Annotated in this window: 22 protein-coding genes, 1 tRNA gene and 2 pseudogenes; 12 read left to right on the top strand and 13 right to left on the bottom strand. The window is 70.1% G+C overall.

The window, feature by feature from the left end; all coding sequences use genetic code 11:
* The first annotated feature begins 42 nt into the window (after positions 1-42).
* Positions 43-717, top strand: a complete 675-nt coding sequence (locus tag ACVW19_RS18520; protein ID WP_109377225.1) for a Crp/Fnr family transcriptional regulator — start codon at positions 43-45, stop codon at positions 715-717.
* 172 nt (positions 718-889) lie between these two features.
* Here ACVW19_RS18520 and ACVW19_RS18515 read toward each other — a convergent pair whose 3' ends face one another.
* From ACVW19_RS18515 to ACVW19_RS18500, 4 genes are all read right to left on the bottom strand, one after another.
* Positions 890-1720 (bottom strand): MBL fold metallo-hydrolase, encoded by an 831-nt coding sequence (locus ACVW19_RS18515; protein WP_457460458.1) that lies wholly within the window; start codon positions 1718-1720, stop codon positions 890-892.
* A 16-nt stretch (positions 1721-1736) separates the two neighbouring features.
* A complete protein-coding gene (locus ACVW19_RS18510; RefSeq protein ID WP_457460457.1) occupies positions 1737-2618 on the bottom strand; it encodes an NUDIX hydrolase in 882 nt (293 codons plus the stop codon).
* A 238-nt stretch (positions 2619-2856) separates the two neighbouring features.
* Positions 2857-3327 (bottom strand): RidA family protein, encoded by a 471-nt coding sequence (locus ACVW19_RS18505; protein ID WP_457460456.1) that lies wholly within the window; start codon positions 3325-3327, stop codon positions 2857-2859.
* Positions 3324-3485, bottom strand: coding sequence for a DUF4177 domain-containing protein (locus ACVW19_RS18500; RefSeq protein ID WP_019355547.1), 162 nt, complete (start codon positions 3483-3485; stop codon positions 3324-3326). Before ACVW19_RS18500 ends, ACVW19_RS18505 begins: the two co-directional genes overlap by 4 nt.
* 122 nt (positions 3486-3607) lie before the next feature.
* Here ACVW19_RS18500 and ACVW19_RS18495 point away from each other — a divergent pair, with 122 nt between their 5' ends.
* Positions 3608-4585 carry an ArsA family ATPase gene (locus tag ACVW19_RS18495; protein WP_457460455.1) on the top strand — a complete coding sequence of 326 codons (978 nt, stop codon included), beginning with the start codon at positions 3608-3610 and terminating at the stop codon, positions 4583-4585.
* 169 nt (positions 4586-4754) lie between these two features.
* Positions 4755-6182 carry an ArsA family ATPase gene (locus ACVW19_RS18490; RefSeq protein WP_457460454.1) on the top strand — a complete coding sequence of 476 codons (1428 nt, stop codon included), beginning with the start codon at positions 4755-4757 and terminating at the stop codon, positions 6180-6182.
* A gap of 85 nt (positions 6183-6267) precedes the next feature.
* Here the strand turns inward: ACVW19_RS18490 and wblA are convergent, their stop codons facing one another.
* The gene (gene wblA, locus ACVW19_RS18485; RefSeq protein WP_457464666.1) at positions 6268-6606 is read right to left on the bottom strand and encodes a transcriptional regulator WblA; all 339 of its coding nucleotides are present in this window, start codon (positions 6604-6606) and stop codon (positions 6268-6270) included.
* Between the two features lie 418 nt (positions 6607-7024).
* Between wblA and ACVW19_RS18480 the strand changes: the two genes are divergently transcribed.
* On the top strand, positions 7025-9340 hold the full coding sequence (locus tag ACVW19_RS18480; RefSeq protein WP_457460453.1) for a transglycosylase domain-containing protein: 2316 nt from the start codon (positions 7025-7027) through the stop codon (positions 9338-9340).
* A gap of 131 nt (positions 9341-9471) precedes the next feature.
* Here ACVW19_RS18480 and ACVW19_RS18475 read toward each other — a convergent pair whose 3' ends face one another.
* The gene (locus ACVW19_RS18475) at positions 9472-9936 is read right to left on the bottom strand and encodes a GatB/YqeY domain-containing protein (protein ID WP_457460452.1); all 465 of its coding nucleotides are present in this window, start codon (positions 9934-9936) and stop codon (positions 9472-9474) included.
* Between the two features lie 153 nt (positions 9937-10089).
* Between ACVW19_RS18475 and ACVW19_RS18470 the strand changes: the two genes are divergently transcribed.
* Together ACVW19_RS18470 and ACVW19_RS18465 are read left to right on the top strand one after the other, a co-directional pair.
* Positions 10090-11016 carry a metallophosphoesterase gene (locus ACVW19_RS18470; protein WP_457460451.1) on the top strand — a complete coding sequence of 309 codons (927 nt, stop codon included), beginning with the start codon at positions 10090-10092 and terminating at the stop codon, positions 11014-11016.
* A 146-nt stretch (positions 11017-11162) separates the two neighbouring features.
* A tRNA-Pro gene (locus ACVW19_RS18465) sits at positions 11163-11236 on the top strand.
* A gap of 83 nt (positions 11237-11319) precedes the next feature.
* Here ACVW19_RS18465 and ACVW19_RS18460 read toward each other — a convergent pair.
* Together ACVW19_RS18460 and ACVW19_RS18455 are read right to left on the bottom strand one after the other, a co-directional pair.
* Positions 11320-11478 (bottom strand): hypothetical protein, encoded by a 159-nt coding sequence (locus ACVW19_RS18460; RefSeq protein ID WP_457464664.1) that lies wholly within the window; start codon positions 11476-11478, stop codon positions 11320-11322.
* 55 nt (positions 11479-11533) lie between these two features.
* On the bottom strand, positions 11534-12193 hold the full coding sequence (locus tag ACVW19_RS18455; RefSeq protein WP_457460450.1) for a hypothetical protein: 660 nt from the start codon (positions 12191-12193) through the stop codon (positions 11534-11536).
* Positions 12194-12219: 26 nt separating this feature from the next.
* Between ACVW19_RS18455 and ACVW19_RS18450 the strand changes: the two are divergent.
* Together ACVW19_RS18450 and ACVW19_RS18445 are read left to right on the top strand one after the other, a co-directional pair.
* Positions 12220-12297: pseudogene (locus ACVW19_RS18450) on the top strand (GntR family transcriptional regulator); the annotation flags it as partial.
* Between the two features lie 136 nt (positions 12298-12433).
* The gene (locus ACVW19_RS18445) at positions 12434-12874 is read left to right on the top strand and encodes a hypothetical protein (RefSeq protein WP_457460449.1); all 441 of its coding nucleotides are present in this window, start codon (positions 12434-12436) and stop codon (positions 12872-12874) included.
* A gap of 410 nt (positions 12875-13284) precedes the next feature.
* Here ACVW19_RS18445 and ACVW19_RS18440 read toward each other — a convergent pair whose 3' ends face one another.
* A complete protein-coding gene (locus ACVW19_RS18440) occupies positions 13285-14010 on the bottom strand; it encodes a pentapeptide repeat-containing protein (protein ID WP_457460448.1) in 726 nt (241 codons plus the stop codon).
* Positions 14011-14448: 438 nt separating this feature from the next.
* On the bottom strand, positions 14449-14862 hold the full coding sequence (locus ACVW19_RS18435; protein WP_457460447.1) for a YrdB family protein: 414 nt from the start codon (positions 14860-14862) through the stop codon (positions 14449-14451).
* Positions 14863-15235: 373 nt separating this feature from the next.
* Between ACVW19_RS18435 and ACVW19_RS18430 the strand changes: the two genes are divergently transcribed.
* A complete protein-coding gene (locus tag ACVW19_RS18430) occupies positions 15236-16651 on the top strand; it encodes a cation:proton antiporter (RefSeq protein ID WP_457460446.1) in 1416 nt (471 codons plus the stop codon).
* A gap of 47 nt (positions 16652-16698) precedes the next feature.
* Here ACVW19_RS18430 and ACVW19_RS18425 read toward each other — a convergent pair whose 3' ends face one another.
* A complete protein-coding gene (locus ACVW19_RS18425; RefSeq protein WP_457460445.1) occupies positions 16699-16977 on the bottom strand; it encodes a hypothetical protein in 279 nt (92 codons plus the stop codon).
* 305 nt (positions 16978-17282) lie between these two features.
* Positions 17283-17360: pseudogene (locus ACVW19_RS18420) on the bottom strand (PIN domain nuclease); the annotation flags it as partial.
* A 227-nt stretch (positions 17361-17587) separates the two neighbouring features.
* On the opposite strand from ACVW19_RS18420, the gene ACVW19_RS18415 reads away from it, so the two are divergent.
* Both ACVW19_RS18415 and ACVW19_RS18410 read left to right on the top strand, forming a co-directional pair.
* Positions 17588-18649, top strand: a complete 1062-nt coding sequence (locus tag ACVW19_RS18415; RefSeq protein ID WP_457460444.1) for a hypothetical protein — start codon at positions 17588-17590, stop codon at positions 18647-18649.
* Between the two features lie 119 nt (positions 18650-18768).
* Positions 18769-19227 carry a DUF4396 domain-containing protein gene (locus ACVW19_RS18410; RefSeq protein ID WP_457464662.1) on the top strand — a complete coding sequence of 153 codons (459 nt, stop codon included), beginning with the start codon at positions 18769-18771 and terminating at the stop codon, positions 19225-19227.
* Here the strand turns inward: ACVW19_RS18410 and ACVW19_RS18405 are convergent.
* The gene (locus ACVW19_RS18405; RefSeq protein WP_457460443.1) at positions 19221-19370 is read right to left on the bottom strand and encodes a hypothetical protein; all 150 of its coding nucleotides are present in this window, start codon (positions 19368-19370) and stop codon (positions 19221-19223) included. The genes ACVW19_RS18410 and ACVW19_RS18405 overlap by 7 nt on opposite strands.
* A 711-nt stretch (positions 19371-20081) precedes the next feature.
* Between ACVW19_RS18405 and ACVW19_RS18400 the strand changes: the two genes are divergently transcribed.
* Positions 20082-20375, top strand: coding sequence for a zinc-ribbon domain-containing protein (locus ACVW19_RS18400; RefSeq protein WP_457460442.1), 294 nt, complete (start codon positions 20082-20084; stop codon positions 20373-20375).
* The last annotated feature ends 17 nt before the right edge of the window (positions 20376-20392 follow it).

Below are 20392 nucleotides of genomic sequence, written 5' to 3'. Positions count from 1 at the left end.
GGGGAACAAGATCCCCTGAGCAGGTCGACAAGGAGAGAACACGTGGACGACGTTCTGCGGCGGAACCCGCTCTTCGCGGCGCTCGATGACGAGCAGGCCGCGGAGCTTCGCGCCTCGCTGAGCGAGGTGACCCTCGCACGGGGCGACTCCCTGTTCCACGAGGGCGACCCCGGAGACCGGCTCTACGTGGTCACCGAGGGCAAGGTCAAGCTCCACCGGACCTCCCCCGACGGCCGCGAGAACATGCTGGCCGTCGTCGGCCCCGGCGAGCTCATCGGTGAGCTGTCGCTCTTCGACCCGGGCCCGCGCACCGCGACCGCCACGGCGCTGACCGAGGTCAAGCTGCTCGCCCTGGGCCACAGCGACCTCCAGCCCTGGCTGAACGCCCGCCCCGAGGTGGCCACGGCGCTGCTGCGGGCCGTCGCGCGCCGGCTGCGCAAGACCAACGACGCCATGTCGGACCTGGTCTTCTCCGACGTCCCGGGCCGGGTCGCCCGCGCCCTGCTGGACCTCTCCCGCCGCTTCGGAGTGCAGTCCGAGGAGGGCATCCACGTCGTCCACGACCTCACGCAGGAAGAGCTGGCCCAGCTGGTCGGCGCGTCCCGCGAGACGGTCAACAAGGCCCTGGCGGACTTCGCGCAGCGCGGCTGGCTCCGTCTGGAGGCCCGCGCGGTGATCCTCCTGGACGTCGAGCGCCTCGCGAAGCGCTCCCGCTGACGGGATTCCCGGCACGCGTACCGAAAGCCCCGGTGCCTCGCAGGCCTCAGCGCCTGCCGGGCCCCGGGGCTTTCGGGTGATCCCGTACCCCCGCCGGAGGAGCCGCACCCCGCCGGAGGAGCCGCACCCCGCTGGGGGGCCGTGCCCCTGTCGGGCCAAGTCCGTGCCCCCGCTAGATGAGCCCGTGCTCCCGCAGGTATTCCAGTTGCGCGCGGACCGACAGTTCCGCGGCCGGCCACAGGGAGCGGTCCACGTCGGCGTAGACGTGGGCGACGACTTCGGACGGGGTGAGACGGCCGTTCTCGACGGCCGTCTCCACCTGGGCGAGGCGGTGGGCCCGGTGCGCCAGGTAGTACTCGACGGCGCCCTGGGCGTCCTCCAGTACGGGGCCGTGACCGGGCAGGACCGTGTGGACGCCGTCGTCGACCGTGAGCGAGCGCAGGCGTCGCAGGGTGTCCAGGTAGTCGCCGAGGCGGCCGTCGGGGTGGGACACGACGGTCGTGCCGCGTCCCAGGACGGTGTCGCCGGTGAGGACGGCCCCGTCGGCCGGCAGGTGGAAGGACAGGGAGTCGGCGGTGTGGCCGGGGGTGGGGACGACCCGCAGTTCCAGACCGTCCACCTCGATGACGTCCCCGCCGGACAGGCCCTCGTCCCCCAGCCGCAGCTCCGGGTCCAGCGCCCGTACCTTCGTGCCGGTCAGCTCGGCGAAGCGGGTGGCGCTCTCGGCGTGGTCGGGGTGACCGTGCGTCAGCAGGGTGAGGGCGACGCGCTTGCCGGCCCGCTCGGCCGTGTCGACGACATTCCGCAGATGCCCCTCGTCCAGCGGGCCGGGGTCGACCACGATCGCCCGCGCGGAGTCGGGTTCCGAGAGGATCCAGGTGTTGGTGCCGTCCAGGGTCATGGCCGAGGCGTTCGGGGCCAGGACGTTGACCGCACGCGCGGTGGCGGGTCCGGAGAGGACCCCACCGCGCGGTCGGCCGGGAAGGGCTGCCGCTTCCGTCATGCGGGTGCTCCGTCCGTCATGCGGGTGCTCCACCGGTCGGGATGTGCTTGGTGAACTCCTCGTACCCCGGCCAGGACAGCACGATCTTCTCGTCGTCCAGGCGCGCGGTGGCCAGTACCGGCGTGAGGTCCCGCGCGGATGCCGCGTCGAGCGCCTGCGCCGCCGCCGGGTACGCCGTCAGCTGGCGCAGGGTCGCGATCGTCGGCGGCATCATCAGCAGCTCACCCCGGTCGTACGCGGCGGCCGCCTCGCGCGGGGCGATCCACACCGTGCGGTCGGCCTCCGTGGAGGCGTTGCGGGTGCGCTGTCCCTCGGGGAGCGCGGCGACGAAGAACCAGGTGTCGTAGCGGCGGGGCTCGAACTCCGGGGTGATCCACCGGGTCCACGCGCCGAGCAGGTCCGAGCGCAGGACCAGTCCTCGGCGGTCGAGGAACTCCGCGAAGGACGTCTTTCGCGCGACGAGTGCCGCGCGGTCCGCCTCCCAGTCCGCGCCCGTCGTGTCACCGACCACGGAGTCGGGCGTCGGACCGGCGAGCAGCACACCGGCTTCCTCGTACGTCTCGCGTACGGCGGCGCAGACGATCGCCTGGGCGGCGGTCTCGTCGACGCCGAGCCGGTCCGCCCACCACGCGCGCGTGGGGCCCGCCCAGCGGACGTGGTGATCGTCGTCCCGCGGGTCGACGCCACCGCCGGGGTAGGCGTAGGCGCCTCCGGCGAAGGCCATGGAGGCGCTTCGGCGCAGCATGTGGACGGCGCAGCCGTCACCGGCGTCCCTCAGGAGCATCACGGTGGCCGCCCGCTTGGCCGGGACCGGGGTGAGGGTTCCCTCCGCGAGCGCGCGGATGCGGACCGGCCACTCGGGTGGGTACCACTGCCCACCAGCCTGCGCATTCACCATGGCCGGAGGCTATCCCGGGACGGGCGGATGTTCGAGTGGCCGGCGGGAGAAGAAGGGGATGAGGGGACGCGCGGCACCGGGAGGCGGCACCGGGAGGCGGCAGGGGGACGCGGCGAGGAGAGGTGGCGGACCCGGCGGCCCGCACGGGCCACGCGGCCCTCCGCCGAGCACCGGCCCGCCTCCACCTCCGTCGGACGCCGGCCGCCTCTGCCTGCCCGCCTCCGTCAGCGCGCGTCCGTCAGCCGGCGTCCGCCAGCTCCACCAGGATCTCGACCTCCACCGGTGCGTCGAGGGGCAGTACCGCGACGCCCACCGCGCTGCGGGCGTGGACGCCCTTGTCGCCGAGGACCTCGACCAGCAGCTCGCTCGCACCGTTGAGGACGCCCGGCTGACCCGTGAAGTCCGTGGCCGAGGCCACGAACCCGACGACCTTCACCACGCGCGCGACGCGGTCCAGATCACCGGCGACGGACTTCACGGCGGCGAGGGCGTTCAGCGCACAGGTGCGCGCCAGCTCCTTCGCCTCCTCGGCCGTGACCTCGGCACCGACCTTCCCGGTCAGCGGAAGCTCGCCGTCCACCATGGGAAGCTGGCCGGAGGTGTAGACGTACCGCCCCGACAGCACGGCCGGACGGTACGCGGCCAGCGGCGGGACGACCTCCGGCAGGCTCAGTCCGAGTTCGGCCAGTTTGGCCTCGACCGCGCTCACGCCTGCTTCTCCCGCTTCAGGTAGGCGACCAGCTGCTCGGGGTTGTTCGGGCCCGGCACGACCTGCACGAGCTCCCAGCCGTCCTCGCCCCAGGTGTCCAGAATCTGCTTCGTGGCGTGGACCAGCAGCGGAACCGTGGAGTACTCCCATTTCGTCATGCGGCGACTCTAACCGCTGTCGTCGCCCGCACGGGAAGCCCGGGAAGCCCAGGAGTGCGGGAAGCCCGGCAACTCGCCCCCGGAGCCGCCGGGGCGCACGGGGAGGAATTAGGCTCAAAGGCGTGAGCAGGCTTCAGGTGGTCAGTGGCAAGGGCGGAACCGGCAAGACCACGGTGGCCGCGGCCCTCGCGCTGGCCCTGGCCACGGAGGGGAAGCGGACGCTTCTCGTCGAGGTCGAGGGCCGCCAGGGCATCGCGCAGGTCTTCGAGACGGAGGCGCTGCCGTACGAGGAGCGGAAGATCGCCGTCGCTCCCGGGGGCGGGGAGGTGCACGCCCTCGCCATAGACGCCGAGCGGGCCCTTCTGGACTACCTCCAGATGTTCTACAAGCTGGGCAGCGCCGGGCGGGCGTTGAAGAAGCTCGGCGCGATCGACTTCGCGACCACCATCGCGCCCGGCGTGCGGGACGTCCTGCTGACCGGCAAGGCGTGCGAGGCGGTGCGGCGCAAGGACAGGAGCGGGCGGTTCGTCTACGACTACGTCGTGATGGACGCCCCGCCGACCGGGCGCATCACCCGTTTCCTCAACGTCAACGACGAGGTCGCCGGGCTCGCGAAGATCGGCCCGATACACAATCAGGCCCAGGCCGTGATGCGGGTGCTGAAATCGCCGGAGACGGCGGTGCACCTGGTCACCCTGCTGGAGGAGATGCCGGTCCAGGAGACCGTGGACGGCATCGCCGAGCTGCGGGGGGCCCGGCTGCCGGTGGGGCGGATCATCGTGAACATGGTGCGGCCCGAGGTGCTGGAGGCGACCGACCTGGAACTCGTGGGGACGGTCGAGCGTTCCTCTGTCGCGCGGGCTTTGTCGTCCGCCGGTCTCGGCGGCGCGCGGCGCGGTGGGCACGCCGAGCGGCTGGTGGACCCGTTGCTCGCGCAGGCGGAGGAGTACGCCGAGCGGTACACACTGGAGGCCGAACAGCGCGCCGCGCTGGCCGAGGTGGACCTGCCCCTGCACGAGCTGCCGCTGCTCGCGGAGGGCATGGACCTGGCGGGCCTGTACGAACTGGCCGAGGAACTCCGCGCACAGGGTGTGTCATGACCGGCGGAAACCTGCCCGCGTCCGTACCCGGCGGGAACCCTCCCGCCGGGCCCACCGCCCCCGGCGTTCCCGTCACGCCCGTCACGCCCGCCGCCCCCGTCAGGTCCGTCACGCCCGTCATGCCCGCCATGCCCGTCACGAGTCGGAAGTATCGGAAGCAGGGGATGTCATGAGTCGTCATCCGGAACCGGCGCACCCGCGCGCGCACGATCCGGCCCACCCGGCCCGCCACCACCTCTCCCCCGTGCGCACGCTCGACATCGACCCGCTGATCGAGGACCGGACCACCCGGATCGTGGTGTGCTGCGGCTCGGGCGGGGTCGGCAAGACGACCACCGCCGCGGCCCTGGGACTGCGCGCGGCCGAACGGGGACGCAAGGTGGTCGTCCTCACCATCGACCCCGCCCGCAGGCTCGCCCAGTCCATGGGCATCGACTCGCTCGACAACATCCCCCGCCGGGTGAAGGGCATCGACGACTCCGCCGGCGGCGAACTGCACGCCATGATGCTCGACATGAAGCGCACCTTCGACGAGATCGTCGAGGCGCACGCGGACCCGGAGCGCGCCTCCGCGATCCTCGGCAACCCCTTCTACCAGTCCCTCTCGGCGGGCTTCGCGGGCACGCAGGAGTACATGGCGATGGAGAAGCTGGGGCAGCTGCGGGCCCGCGACGAGTGGGACCTCATCGTCGTCGACACACCGCCCTCCCGCTCCGCGCTGGACTTCCTGGACGCGCCCAAGCGGCTCGGGTCCTTCCTCGACGGCAAGCTCATCCGCGTCCTGCTGACCCCGGCGAAGGTCGGCGGCCGTGCGGGGATGAAGTTCCTGAACGTCGGGATGTCCATGATGACCGGCGTCCTGGGGAAGGTGCTCGGGGGGCAACTGCTGCGGGACGTACAGACGTTCGTGGCGGCGATGGACTCCATGTTCGGCGGGTTCCGTACGCGCGCGGACGCCACGTTCAAACTGCTCCAGGCGCCCGGGACGGCGTTCCTGGTGGTCGCGGCCCCGGAGCGGGACGCGCTGCGCGAGGCCGCGTACTTCGTGGAACGGCTGGCCGCGGAGGACATGCCGCTGGCCGGTCTGGTGCTCAACCGGGTCCATGGCAGCGGCGCCGACCGGCTGTCGGCCGAGCGGGCACTCGCCGCCGCGGAAAATCTTGAGGACTCCCGCATTGTGGATCAGGAGGACGGGAAAGCTGGAGTTCGTAACTCCCCCGACACACAAGCCAGTTCAGACGTCCTCGACGGAGGCTCCCCCGCCACCGCGGACGACACGGACACACACACCGGCAGCAGCACCGGCACCACCGACACAGACACCGACGGGGTGGACGCGGAGCGGTCCGTCGGCCAGCTCACCGCGGGCCTGCTGAGACTGCACGCCGAGCGGATGCGGCTGCTCTCACGCGAGCAGCGCACACGTGACCGCTTCACCGCGCTCCATCCCGAGGTGGCGGTGACGGAAGTGGCCGCGCTGCCCGGCGACGTGCACGACCTCACGGGCCTGCGGGAGATCGGCGACCGGCTCGCGACCAACAGGCCGGAGCTGCCCGAGACACCCGAGGCGCCCCCCTCACCCGAGGCGACCGCCTGACGCACGCCGAACCACCCCACGCCGAGACGGCCCAAGGCGCCCCGACACAGCCCGAGACGCCCCGCCGAGGACCCCCCGAGAGCCCTCAGCTCACCGCCGCGTAGTTCGCGTACGCCTCGTCGTCGTCGAGGGGCACGACGTCCGTCCCCCGCTCGTACTCCGTGCGCGCGGTCTCCAGCAGCCGGCGCCAGGACGTCACGGTGGGCCGCCGGCGCAGCAGTGCGCGGCGCTCACGTTCCGTCATGCCTCCCCACACGCCGAACTCGACGCGGTTGTCGAGCGCGTCGGCCAGGCACTCCGTACGCACCGGGCATCCGGTGCACACCGCCTTGGCCCTGTTCTGCGCTGCTCCTTGAACGAACAGTTCATCCGGATCAGTAGTGCGGCAGGCAGCCTGCGCACTCCAGTCGGTAACCCAGCCCATACCGGCGCCGTCCTCTCCCGAATCGAGGCTCCCCCACGGCGGCAGCGGCATATTCACCGCCGCCAGTTGAGGACGTTACGGAAGGTGGGCACAGCGCAACACCCCCAGCGGGCCCAATCTTGAATGGCCCGAACGGACTATGGGTAAGCGGCAGATCACCCGGGGGAGTGACCTGACGACATGCGCGACAACCCCGGCGTTTCGGGTCAATTCCATTACGCCACAACGGACACCAAGTGACACACGAGGCGGATTCGGACACGCACCCACCACACCCCGACAAAGAAAGTCGAGAAGATCCGGAACGATTCGGGGTTGCCGGACGTATTGATACGTGACCTCGCTGCTGTGACAGTTGTGAGCAGCTTAGGCCAAGGCCTGTACGCCTGTCCGGCAAATGAGAACGTAGGCTGCTCCCATGCCAAAGAAGCGCTCGGGCGGTGGTCTGTCGCCAACGCAGCAGGCCACCAAGTTCCTCGGTGTCAGTGTCCTCGCGGGTGCCGTCCTGGCCGGTATCGCACTGCCCGCCGTGGGTGCGCTGGGCCTGGCCGCCAAGGGTTCGGTGGAGAGTTTCGACGAGCTCCCCGCCAACCTCAAAACGCCCCCGCTGAGCCAGCGCACCACCATCCTGGACGCGAAGGGCGGTCAGATCGCCACCGTCTACTCGCGCGACCGCACGGTGGTCGACCTCAAGGACATCTCGCCGCACCTCCAGAAGGCGATCGTCGCGATCGAGGACTCGCGCTTCTACGAGCACGGCGCGGTCGACCTGAAGGGCGTACTGCGCGCAATGAACCGCAACGCGCAGAGCGGCGGCGTCTCCGAGGGCGCGTCCACCCTGACGCAGCAGTACGTGAAGAACGTCTTCGTGGAGGAGGCCGGCGACGACCCGACGAAGGTCGCGCAGGCCACCCAGCAGACGATCGGCCGCAAGATCCGCGAGCTGAAGTTCGCGATCCAGGTCGAGGAGGAGCTGGGCAAGAAGAAGATCCTCGAGAACTACCTGAACATCACGTTCTTCGGTCAGCAGGCCTACGGTGTCGAGGCCGCCGCCCAGCGCTACTTCTCCAAGTCCGCCAAGGACCTCAACCTCCAGGAGTCCGCCCTCCTCGCGGGCCTCGTCCAGTCGCCGAGCCGGTACGACCCGGTCAACGACGAGACGGAGGCCACCAAGCGGCGCAATGTCGTCCTGGCGCGGATGGCCCAGGTCGGCGACATCTCCCAGGAGGAGGCCGCCAAGGCGTCGAAGGCGCCGCTGGGACTGAAGGTCAGCAAGCCGAACAACGGCTGCATCACGGCGGTCAAGGGCGCGGGCTTCTTCTGCGACTACGTGCGTGAGGTGTTCCTGAGCGACCCGGTCTTCGGCAAGACCAAGGAGTCGCGGGCCAAGATCTGGAACCGGGGCGGCCTGACGATCCGTACGACCCTGGACCCGCAGGCGCAGGAAGCCACCCAGAGCTCGGTCAAGCAGCACGTCAACAAGACCGACGAGGTCGCGACCGCCGCCACCATCGTGGAGCCGGGCACCGGCAAGATCCTCGCGATGGGCCAGTCCCGGCCGTACGGCTTCGGCAAGAACGAGACGCAGATCAACCTCTCCGTGGACCTGGGCATGGGCGGCGGCGCCGGCTTCCAGCCCGGTTCGACGTTCAAGCCGATCGTCGCGGCGGCGGCTCTCGAGGGCGGGATGCCCCCGACCAAGTCGTACGCCTCGCCGTACCAGATGGACTACCCGAGTCCGGTCGCGGCCTGCGACGGCAAGACGTGGAACGAGAAGGGCGTTCCGGTCGAGAACGAGAACGAGGCGGAGGTCGGCCCCTACGCCATGAAGGAGGCGACCGCGAAGTCGGTCAACACCTACTACATCGAGATGATCAGCGAGATCGGCATCTGCCCGGTGACGGAGATGTCCAAGAAGATGGGCGTCGAGCGGGCCGACGGCGGAAAGCTGGCCCAGGCGCCGTCCATCGCGCTCGGCACCCAGGAGGTGTCCCCGCTGACCATGGCGAACGGCTACGCCGCCTTCGCCTCACGCGGCATGTACTGCACGCCGATCGCCATCGAGTCCATCAGCCAGCGCGTCGGCGACAAGTCGAAGTCGCTCCCGGTCCCGAAGTCGACGTGCTCGCGTGCGATGTCGGAGAAGACCGCCGACACCATCAACACGCTCCTCAGGGGCGTGGTCGAGGACGGTACGGGTACGGAGGCCGGTCTCGGCAGCCGCCCGAGCGCGGGCAAGACCGGTACGACGGACTTCCGCTACGCCGCCTGGTTCGTGGGCCACACGCCGAACATGGCCGGTGCGGTGTGGGTCGGCGACCCCGCGCACAAGCGGAAGATGGTCGACATCTCGATCGGCGGAACCTGGCACGCCAAGGTGTTCGGTGGTCAGGTGCCCGGCCCGATCTGGCGCGACATGATGAGCGGCGCGCTGAACGGCAAGGACGCCCCCGAGTTCAACCTCATCCACATCCCGGACCCCGAAAAGCGCGACAAGGACCGTGATCGTGACGACGAGGACGGCGACGACCGCGGCGACGGCAACCGCGGCAACGACGGCCGTGGCGGCGGCAACGGCGGCAACGACGGTTTCATCGGCGGCCTGACCGGCGGCAACGGTGGCCAGACCGGCGGCGGTGGCCAGAACGGCGGCGGCGCCGAACCGGACCCGACCTTCTCCCTCCCGGAGGGCTTCTTCCAGGGCCCGGGCAACGGTCCCGGAGGACGGCGCTGACGGCCTGCGCCCCTGGTCCGACGACAGCGGAGGGCCCCTCCTTCCCATCACGGGAACGAGGGGCCCTCCGCTGTCATCCGCCGTATCCGACGGGCCGGGCGGCTGACCGGCTGACTGACCGGACCGGCAGATCAGCCGGCGAGCAGCTTCTTCACCGCGGCGGCCACCCGGCCGCCCTCGGCCTGCCCGGCCACCTTGGGGTTGACGATCTTCATGACCGCCCCCATGGCCCGCGGGCCCTCGGCGCCTGCCGCCTTCGCCTCCTCGACGGCCTGGGCGACGATCGCGTTCAACTCCTCCTCGGACATCTGCTGGGGCAGATACCGCGCCAGGAACTCGCCCTCCGCCTTCTCCCGCTCGGCCTGCTCGGGACGCCCACCCTGCGCGAAGGCGTCCGCCGCCTCACGGCGCTTCTTCGCCTCACGGGTGATCACCTTGAGCACCTCGTCGTCGGAGAGCTGACGCTTCTCCTTCCCCGCGACCTCCTCCTTGGTGATCGCGGTGAGCGTCAGCCGGAGCGTCGAGGAGCTGAGCTCGTCGCGCTCCCTGATCGCAGCGTTGAGGTCGTCCTGCAGCTTCGACTTGAGCGTGGTCATGCCTTGATTGTCGCAGGAACAGGCGGAAAGACGCCCGTACATTTAACGCCCGCCGTTCCAGGGGACGTTCGGACGAACCCTCAAGCCCCGCCGCATCACCGGGAAGAAGGGACCGCGGGACACACCCCGCCCCGGGTCTGACACGATGGGCGCATGCGCGCGCGATACGGAATCCCCCTGGGAATCACGGCGGCCGGCGCCGCCGGGCTGGTGTACGCGGCGGGCTTCGAGGCCCGCTCCTTCCGGCTGCGACGGGTGACGATCCCCGTCCTGCCCGCCGGGATGCGCCCCCTGCGTGTGCTGCAGGTCTCCGACATCCACCTGGTGAGCGGCCAGCGCAAGAAGCAGCGCTGGCTGCGCTCGCTGGCGGGACTGCGTCCCGACTTCGTGATCAACACGGGCGACAACCTGTCCGACCCCGAGGGCGTACCGGAGGTCCTGGACGCACTGGGCCCGCTGATGGAGTTCCCGGGCGCGTACGTCTTCGGCTCCAACGACTACTACGGCCCCAAGCTGCGCAACCCCGCCCGCTACCTGATCGAGAAGGCCACGGGCCGGCACGGCCTGAACGGCAACGCCCCGGCCGTCGGCGTGATCCACAACCCGTGGGAGGACCTGCGGGACGGCTTCGACGGCGCGGGCTGGCTGAACCTCACGAACACCAGGGGCACCCTGAAGGTCGAGGGCGTCACGGTCGAGCTGACCGGCCTGGACGACCCGCACATCAAGCGGGACCGCTACACGGAGGTGGCGGGCGGCCCGTCGAACGCGGCGGACTTCTCGATGGGCGTCGTCCACGCCCCCTACCTGCGCGTCCTGGACTCCTTCACGTCCGACGGCTACCCCCTGGTCCTGGCCGGTCACACCCACGGCGGCCAGCTCTGCATCCCCTTCTACGGCGCCCTGGTCACCAACTGCGACCTGGACACCGACCGGGTGAAGGGCCTGTCCACCCACACGTCCGAGGGCCGCACGTCCTACCTCCACGTCTCCGCGGGCTGCGGCACCAACCGCTACACCCCGGTCCGCTTCGCCTGCCCCCCGGAGGCGACGCTGATGACCCTGGTGAGCCGGAAGTAGCGGAGCACGTGCGTCCCGCGGGGGGCCGACGGCACCGACCGGCGCCGTCGGCCCCCCGCGTGTCCAGCCGCGGCACCTAAACCGGATTTCGCCTCCAGCCACCAGTGGGCTAAAGTAAACGTCGTCGCCGCGAGAGCAGCGACAATCGGGGTGTGGCGCAGCTTGGCAGCGCGCTTCGTTCGGGACGAAGAGGTCGTGGGTTCAAATCCCGCCACCCCGACACAGGTCAGAGGCCCATTCACGTGATCGTGAATGGGCCTCTGTCGTGCTCGGGGGGCCGAACAGGGGGCCAAAGGTTTCTGATCAAGCCTCGCGGGCGGTCGCCGCGCGTCGTTGGGCGAAGATCACGTCCATGACCTCCGCGCCCTCCGTGATGACCGGCCGGAGCTGCTTGCGGTAGACGGCCTCCGTCGTCGCCTGGCCGGTGTGCCCGACAAGCTGCGCGATGCGCTCCAACGGGATGCCACGGTCCGAGAGCAGCGAGACGAAGCTGTGCCGCAGCTCGCGCGGCGTCCACTCAGCCCGCCAGCCTCACCTTCTTCACGATGGCCTTGAAGTCCCGCCGCACGTTGGCAGCGTCGAGCGGCTCACCGGACCGCGTCGTGAAGACGCGGCCGGCCGGACTCCGCTCCATCCCTCGGGACGCCCTCTCCTGCTTCTGCCACCGCTTGTGTTCTTCGAGGACGTCGACCACCTGCTTCGGCAGAGCGATGGTCCGTCGGCTCTTCCAGGTCTTGGTCTCGCCGTGCTTGCGCACCGATCGCCACACGGCGACGTGAGGCGGGGTGTTGTCCTCCGTCTCCAGGAAGACGCGATCCCGGGTGAGGGGCCGCGCCTCCTCCATGCGTACGCCACTGAGAAGTGAGAGCACGAGGTAGGCGTACAGCCGTGACGGGCGAGCCGCGGCGAGCACCGCTTCCGCCTGCTTCAGGTTCAAGGCTTTGCTGAGACGCCCCAGCCGCCCTTCCGGAACCGTGACGAGCAGGGCGACGTTCCGCGCGGCCTTGTCCCTGCGCTGCGCGTGCTCGATGGATCGACGCAGGATGGCAAGCAGGTCGCGGAGACTGTGCGTTGCCAGAAATTCGGTTCTCCCGTCCAGCCAGTCGTCGACGTCGTCCGCTTTGAGGTCTTTCAGTTTGGCTTTGCCGATGAATGGGATCAGGTGCTTGTTCGCCACCGAGCGGTTCTTGCCGATGGCGCCCTGAGGGGACCACCCGGTATCTCGCGTCGCACGGGATCGAGCAGGTGGGCTACTTCGACGAGATCGCGACGCGGATGCCGAACTGGGCAGCGACTGCCCGACCGACCAGTGGGTAGAGTGGCGCCGCTTCGGCGCCCTGTGACAGAAACCCAGAGGGCGAGGCGTCATTGGGTGCAGAGGTGGAGGGCTCTTGTGTCGGGGCAACGGACCGAGTTGGTGGACCTGCCTGTTTCCTTCGAGCGGCCCTTGCGCCTCTTCACGTACATCGTCGGGCACAGCCAGGTGCTGTTTCGCGGTGAGCGGGACACCGACGCTGGGCTGCCGACTACGTTGGAGGTTCTGTTCACAGATGTCGGCGCACTCTCGATCCGCGACCACTACCAGTCGCTGACCGTACGCCTGCCTTCTGGACCGGAAGAGGAACAGCTAAGGGCTGCGGATCCTCGCCCTTGGCGCGACTGGCGCGCATTCATTCTGGAGGCCGGCCCCGGCAGCAACGGCCACGTGATTGCTGGCGGGGTGTTCTGGGCGGAGAGCTCTGCCCCGGCCAGTTACAGCAGTTTCCTGATACCTGCCTACGATCTGCCGCGGTTGTCCCCGGATCGGCCGTTGCCATCCGAGCCGGCCACCATCTACACCACCTATCCGCGGCATTGACTCCCCGCCCAATAATTGATCTTGTGGTGGGTCACGGGGAGTTGACGGGTGCGGCGTGGAAGCGGATAGCGCCGCTGTTGCCGGGTGCGGACGGGCGGGGCCAAACGAAGCAGCCGAACCAAGACCACCTCGGACTGACATGGACAGTGGCAGACGACGAGCACACAGGTCAGCGCTCCGAATCCAGGTCACACGGGCCCTGGTCGCGTTCGGGAGCAAGCGGTCTAGAAGTAAAGCCCGGACCGTCCTGTACCTAGCCCAGTCGGCTGCTCCGGCTCGCGCCGCCTGGGCACCGCCTCAAGGGTTCTTCCCAAACACGCACGAGGGAGAAGTCATGACGCAAACGAACCAGAAAGAGGCCTCCTCAGCCCGGGACTGGCGGACGGCGTCGGGGGGGGCGTGGCGGGTCACTAAGGTGTCCAACCGGGGCATGGCCCAATGGTTCCACTGCCTTTAATGTTTTTACCCTCGTCGTTGTACCAATTCATCGGTCTGGCATCTGCTCTGAGGTCTTTGAATCCCTGGAAGCGCTCGGTCGGCCAGCATGTTTTCGCGTTCACCTGCGCTGCACGCACGGACTTGACCCCTCTCATGTCCGCACGGCCGAGATTGGCACTGAGTAGCAGAGCCTCGGAGAGGTCGGCCCTTCGGAAGGTAGCGGTCTCCAGATTGGCGCCGGTGAAGTCAGCGCGGCGCAGATCAGCGCCGTCAAAGTCTGCACCCAGAAGCTCAGCGTCACGGAAGATCACACCCTGCAGGTCGAGGTCGCTGAAGTCGGCGCCCTTCAGCTTCTTGCCGGTGAAGTGCATACCGTCCAGTGACCGCTTCCCGGGGGTGAACCCAGGGATACTCTCGGCGATCTCCACATTGGCGCGCCAGACTGCTCGCTCCTGCGCGGCGACGAACCCCTTCTCCAAGAACAGCACGCTCAGACCGACCGCGAAGCCCGTAATCAGACCGCCGCCGATACCGGAAAGAACTTCTACGCGTGCGGTCGTTCCTTCTGGACCCTTCTTTGCCATGCGCCACCCGTAGGCCGCGAGCACAACGCCTACGGCGATCAGAAACAGCACCACTGCCAAACGCACGGGGCCGACACCACCCACGATGCTCCCTTCACTGATCCGTTCGGACATCTTGATCAATCACCCCATACGGCCCTCCCACAACGGGCTAATCGGATGACCGGTCTGAGGTCGCGGGTCGTGGCGCGTCGCTGACGCGCCCGTCCGTTCACGGGCTAGCGGCCAGCACCGAGCCCACCCTGGCTCGGAGGGGAAGCATGGGGGCCAAACGTGGGGCCAACCCGGGCGACCGGCAGTGGACGGTCCCGGACGCTAATGGAGATCTCGCGCTGCCGGGCGCAGGTCAGGCTGCGATTGGGTGATCTGGCTCCCGGGCCCGAATCGCGTTCGGGACGAAGAGGTCGTGGGTTCAAATCCCGCCACCCCGACAGTGAAGTACCACTCAGGGGCCCGACCCGCAGCGCGGGTCGGGCCCCTGAGTGGTACCGGGGGACGTTTTGGGAGCCGTTCGGGAGCCGGCTTCACATCCCGGCACCCGAAGGGCTCCCGTCACCCTGCCGCACCCGGTTCGGCGCCACGGTCGACGGGGAGGGCGCGGGAGGTCTCGGCCACCGTGGTGTTGGCGATCGTCACGACCGCCATGGCGCCTGCCGCGACGGGGTGTCCCACTCCGTACAGAGCAGCGGCGCCACCGCCGAGCACCAGGGCCTTCACCACCAGGACGAGCGGAAGCCGCGGCCGCCACCGCGCCCGGGGTGCGGCGAACAGCGCCCAGACCACGACGGCCAGCAGAGGTGTTCCCACGCCGAGCAGGATTCGGAAGACGCCCTCGGGGCCCGTGTGGAATCCCCACCAGCCCAGGCAGCCCAACGCGGCAAGCTCCAACAGAAACGCCAGGGCTTCATTCGCGGCATACCAGGGCCGTGCATCAAGCCCCGCCCCACCACCACTGCTCCCCGCCATCTGCCCCTCCCTCTGCTCCGGTGCACCCAGCATGACACCGCCCAGAACGTGACCGCCGCGTTCACGGAACTGCGGCCAGGGCCGGCTTCGGACAGCGCTCGCACCATTCACCGGTCCCGCCGTCCAGGTCGGTGCGGAACAGGCCGACGCCAAACACGGTCTGGTGGTCGGAAAAAGGTTGCAGTCGGTGACTGAAGTTCCCCTTTCCGGCTCTGCGTGCCAGGACCGAGAGTCCCCAGCCCGACCGGATCGACACGTAGAGTGAGTGGTCGTGCCACTGGGTGACCGTGGTGGGTGGCGTGGTCGGGCACGGGGCGCGTCGCCCCGGCACGGCTGCCCGGGTGGTCACCCTGGTCCCGGGTGAGGAGTGCGGATGAGCCAGTGGGGTGTGGTGGTGGCCGGTGGCCTGGTCGTCGGCTACGGGGCGCTCTCGCGGCGGCTGTCGACGACGGTGCTGTCCGGACCCCTGGTGTTCGTCTTGTGCGGGCTGGTGATCGGGCCTGTGGGCCTGGACCTGCTGAACGCGGACCGGGATCCGGAGGTCATCCGGACGCTGTTGGAGAGCGCGCTCGTCCTTGTGCTGTTCACGGACGCGGCGGCGATCAGGATCGAGGACCTGCGCAGGGAGGGGTTCCTGCCGTTGCGGCTGCTCGTGGTCGGGCTGCCCGTCACGATGGCGCTGGGGTGGTTGGTGGCCTGGCCCCTCCTGCCCGGTCTGGGGGTGTGGGAGCTGGCGTTGGTCGGCGTCATCCTGGCTCCGACGGATGCCGCGCTCGGGCAGCAGGCTTTCTCCAACGAGCGGGTCCCGGCGCTGGTCCGAGGCGGCCTGGGCGTCGAATCGGGTCTGAACGACGGTCTGGTGCTCCCGTTCTTCGTGCTGGCGCTGGCGGCGGCGGGCGAGGGGGAGGGGCATCCGGGCGTCGTCGTGACGTTCCTGCGTGCGCTGCTGCTGAGCGGTGCGATCGGACTCGTTGCCGGTTGGGCCGGGGCGGACGTGTTGCGTCGGTCGGTCGCTCGGGACTGGAGCACTCCTGCGTGGCGGCAGTTCCTGACGTTCGCCGTTCCCGTGATCACCTACGCGTTGTGCGCCGCGGCCGAAGGCAGCGGCTTCATCGGTGCCTGGGTCGCCGGTCTGGCCTTCGGAAGCCGGCTGCGTGGCGCGCCGTCAGGACATGTCGCTCGCGCCGAAGGCCCTGGTCCCGCGCAGAGCGCGAAGTTCAGCGAGCGGCTCGGGCTCCTGCTCGCCTCGGTGAGCTTCCTGGTCTTCGGCGCGGCCATCCTGGGGCCGGCCCTTCAGCACCTGACGTGGCGGATGGTGGTCTACGCGCTGATCAGCCTGACCGCGGTCCGGATGCTGCCAGTCGCTCTGGCCATGGCCGGCACCGGTCTGCGGGCCGCGTCCGTCGCCTACATCGGGTGGTTCGGTCCGCGCGGGCTCGCCTCCCTGGTCTTCGGCCTGCTGGCCTTCGAGGAGCACCTGCCCGGGATGACGCTGCTGAACGGCGTCATCGCCGTGACCGTGGGCCTGAGCGTTCTCCTCCACGGCGCCACGGCCCCGTTTCTGGGAAACCGCTACGGCGACTGGTTCACCAGGACGCTCCGTACCGAACCGGGCCTGCGGGAGAACGCGCTCAGCGCCGACAACGCCCCGGCATACGAGGCCCCCACAGCCCTTGACGAACACGGCGACGGTGCCACCCGTGGCGTTCGAGCTCGCCGATGGCGAACCCCAGGTTGTGCTGGACAGCTCCGCTCCGAGTGCTTCCGCAGGCGTCGGCGGTTGCGGTAGCTCTCCTTCCGCACCTCACACAGCCATGGGCTGGGGCTGGGCCTGGGCTAGGGGGCGAGCGAACCGTTCTGGTCGCCGGAAGCGGACTGCCAGGCCTGCATGCCCGCTCGGGACGCCTCCTTGGCCTGCCGCCATTTCATGGCCGCCTGCTGGGCCGGAGGCATGTCCATGGCGCGGACCATGCGCCGACCTGCGGCGAACACGGCGACGGCCATGATGCCCATGCCGGTGCACGCCACCACGGCACCGGCCGCGGTGAGCACGGCACCGGTCGTGACGAGCCGGGTGTCGATGTCGATCGAGTGCAGGGGCTGGTGATGGTTCATGACTCCACCATCCAACAGCAGGTGACCACCTCGCATCCCGGGCAACGGCACAGGAAGCCGGAACGCCCCGGTACTGGTGGGTGCGGCCCTGGCGGCAGGCGAGGGGTCGCCGGTGACCGGGGCCGGTGGCGACGTGCTGACGGTCGCCGTGGTGCCGGGCATCACCACCGGCGCGGTCATCGCACAGGAACCCCGTCCGGCGCGGAGGCCGGGTCCGGCCCAAGTCACCGGGAACGTCGCCCGGAGACACGTCGAAGCTGAACTTCCGGCTGCCGGCCTCACCGGAACGCCGCCTGATGTTCGCCCAGCAGCGTGAGTCCTGCTTCTTCCGCGGCTGCGGCCACGAGAAGGTCGACGGCCCCGGCACTGCGATGCTCACCCCGTACCGGGCCGTCCGCAGGGAACCGTCCGGGGGTCGGGCACACTCTGCGTGGTTGTATTCCCTTTTGACGGAGGACGGCCCACACATGTTCGTGCTCACGGGGAAAGACGGCCCGGCGACCCCGGGCGGAGTGGCCCGTCCGTCCATCGGGGTGTCCTGAGGTCTCACCGCAGGCAGCAGGGGCATGCAGGCGTTCAGATATTCAGGCATTCGGTAGGGGGAGATGGTGTGAGCCAGCCGCTGCTCTATGACGAACGGTCGCGGAATCCGCTGGCGCGGACCGTGCGGTTGACCGAGGACCGGCTGCGGAGGGGCGGGAGCGTCACTCCGTTGAGCGAGCTGAACCTCGGCGCCATGGCTGAGGCGTTCCGGCGCGGGTGCTGGCTCGGGGGCGGCGGGGCGGAGCGCTCGCTGGCGCGGCTTGCGCAGGGACCCGGAGTCGTCCCGGTGATCCGCGTCACCGGCACCGCCACGCCGGTGAAAGTGCGCCAGGCCGCCGAATTCGCCCACCGGCTGGGGGAACTCGCGGTCCGGCAGTGCGGTGGGCCCGGCCCGGTGGCCGCCCTCGCGGACCGGGCCAGGTCCGAGGGCGTACCGCTGTGGATCGCGCGGCGCTTCGCGCCGGGGCCCGCCGGACCGGTCGCGGTCGCTGTGGACCGGCGTCTGATACGCGTGGACGTGTGGGGGCCACACGCGCCCGCGGTACGGATCCGGGCGCCGTACGGCTTCGACCGCGACGCCCCCGAGCCGTCCAAGGGACTGCGCCTGACGGTCGGCGAGGTGACGGCGGAGCTCGGCCTCCGGAAGAGGCTGCGCAAGTCCAAGAGTTGTGTGGAGGCACGGCTGCCCGGACAGCACTGGGTGCTGCGGAGGGAGGACTCGGCGAGTTCGTGGCTCCTGCGCGACGAACGCCGCGTCGCCCTGCTGACGCGTCCCCCGCGCCGGCAGGCACCCGCGCCGGACACGGTCCTGCTGCCGCTGAGCCCCGTGCGGTACGAGAGCCCCGACCCGCTGGATGCCGTCATGGCACACGCCTTCGCCGTCGCCTTCGGGCTCGGGGACACGACGGGGTCGGCGCGGTTCCGGTCGGAGCGGCGCCCGGCGGACGGGGGTGAGCCGATCGCCGCCGACGAGGGATGGGACCGCCCCTGGTTCACCAATCTCGGCAGGGGCGGCGACGACAACGAGCCCGGTGGCGGCGGCGGTGACGGCTGGGGTTCCGACGGCGGGGACGGCGGGGACGGCGGTGGTGGGGGCGGCGGCGACGGTGGAGGCGGCGGGGGCGACTAGCCCGTCGGGCGAGCCGTCGAGCGGGCGGTCGGGCGGCCGACTGCCGGTACCCCTGAGGGGTACACGGTGGACCGTTGGAGCCACCAGGGTCCTCGTGGGACGCGAAGGGGGTGAAGTTCATGGGCCACGGCGGCCACGCGAGCGCCGCGTCCTGGGCGATGGCGGTGAGGGCGACGCTGCACTGCCTCACCGGGTGCGCCATCGGCGAGATCCTCGGCATGGTCATCGGCACCGCCCTGCTGTGGGGCAACGTACCGACCATGATCCTCGCCATCGCCCTGGCCTTCGTCTTCGGCTACTCCCTCACCCTCTTCGCGGTGATGCGCGCCGGGCTGTCCCTGAAGGCCGCGGTCAAGGTGGCGCTGGCCGCCGACACCGTCTCCATCGCCATCATGGAACTGGTCGACAACGCCATCGTCGCGCTGACGCCGGGAGCGATGGAGGCGCAACTGTCGGACGGGCTGTTCTGGTACGCGCTGCTCGGCGGCTTCGCCGTGGCGTTCGTGATCACCACGCCGGTCAACAAGTGGATGATCGGCCGCGGCAAGGGCCACGCCGTCGTCCACGCCCATCACTGACCTGCGGCGGACGCGGTGACGATCCACACGTGCCCGGGGGTGCGGACCCCTTCGGTGGTTTCGAACTCCACAAGGGCGTCGCGCGTTTCGGAGCGGATGCGAGCGGCGGTCCCCGGCTCGACCTCGCGCAGGTTGTGGCGCACCGGGCCCACGGCGAGGAGGTGGCGGTCCGGGATGAAGACGGCAGAAACGGCGGACGCCCCCTACGCCCTGCTCAGTCCGGAGCTCTTCCTCGTCCTGACCCGCGACCGCGCGTGGCCGACGGACGAGTGGGAGCGATGGGCGTACGACACCCTCCGCTCCCGACTGCTGGTCAGCGGGCCGAATCCGGCCCCTGACCGGATGGTCCGGCATGGCTGCTCCGCCGGAAGCCGCCCGCCACGGCGTCACGCCGGCCAGGAGGAGGGCCGGCACCAACTGGCTTACAGGCTTCCGGCACGGTCCAGCGCGCCTGTTGCGCCTGTCGCACCTGAATCGGCTGAATCGGCTGAATCGACGGGTTCGGCCGTGCTCCCGGCCAGGGCTGAGCCGGGACCAGGTGGCGGAGGATCCGGGGCAGGCCGGTGGGAGAGGCGGCGAGGTGGGCCAGGGTGTCGGCGTCGTCGAGCTCGGCGACGTGCCAGGTTCCGGGGACCAGCTCGCCGTCACTGCCCCGGGCGAGGCGGACCTTCTCGGGGGTGAGACGTCCCGGCGGGATCGGCTTCGCCGCGAAACGCTCCGGCGACGCTCCGCGCCGCACCCGCCGGATTCGCTCAGGACACATTGCCGATAGCTCACCGGGGCAGCCGGTGACATGGTGGCAGCAGAGGCAGCGACGGCGGCAGCGGCGAACATCGTTCACGGAAGGGCACCACATGATCATCTTCGGTACCAAGGGGTATCTGTACCAGCTCGCGATACTGACCCTGGTGTGTACCCAGTGCGGGAATCCCTCCGCGCACGCGCTCAGGAAGCGGGTCACGAAGTTCACCCTGTTCTTCGTGCCGCTGTTCCCGGTCTCGACGAAGTACTCGACCCAGTGCACCTTCTGCGGCGCGGAGTCGAAGCTCTCCCAGGAGCAGGCCGAGCAGTTGCAGGCGCAGGACGCGGGCGGTCCCGGCGGCGGGCAGCCGTACGGGCAGCCGCCCCAGCAGCACCAGCAGCCGTGAGGGAGCCGGAGAACGCG

The organism is Streptomyces sp. TE5632, from assembly GCF_054061295.1.
Note: the sequence above shows the minus strand (reverse complement) of the source record. Positions and strands in the feature narration are given on the sequence as shown.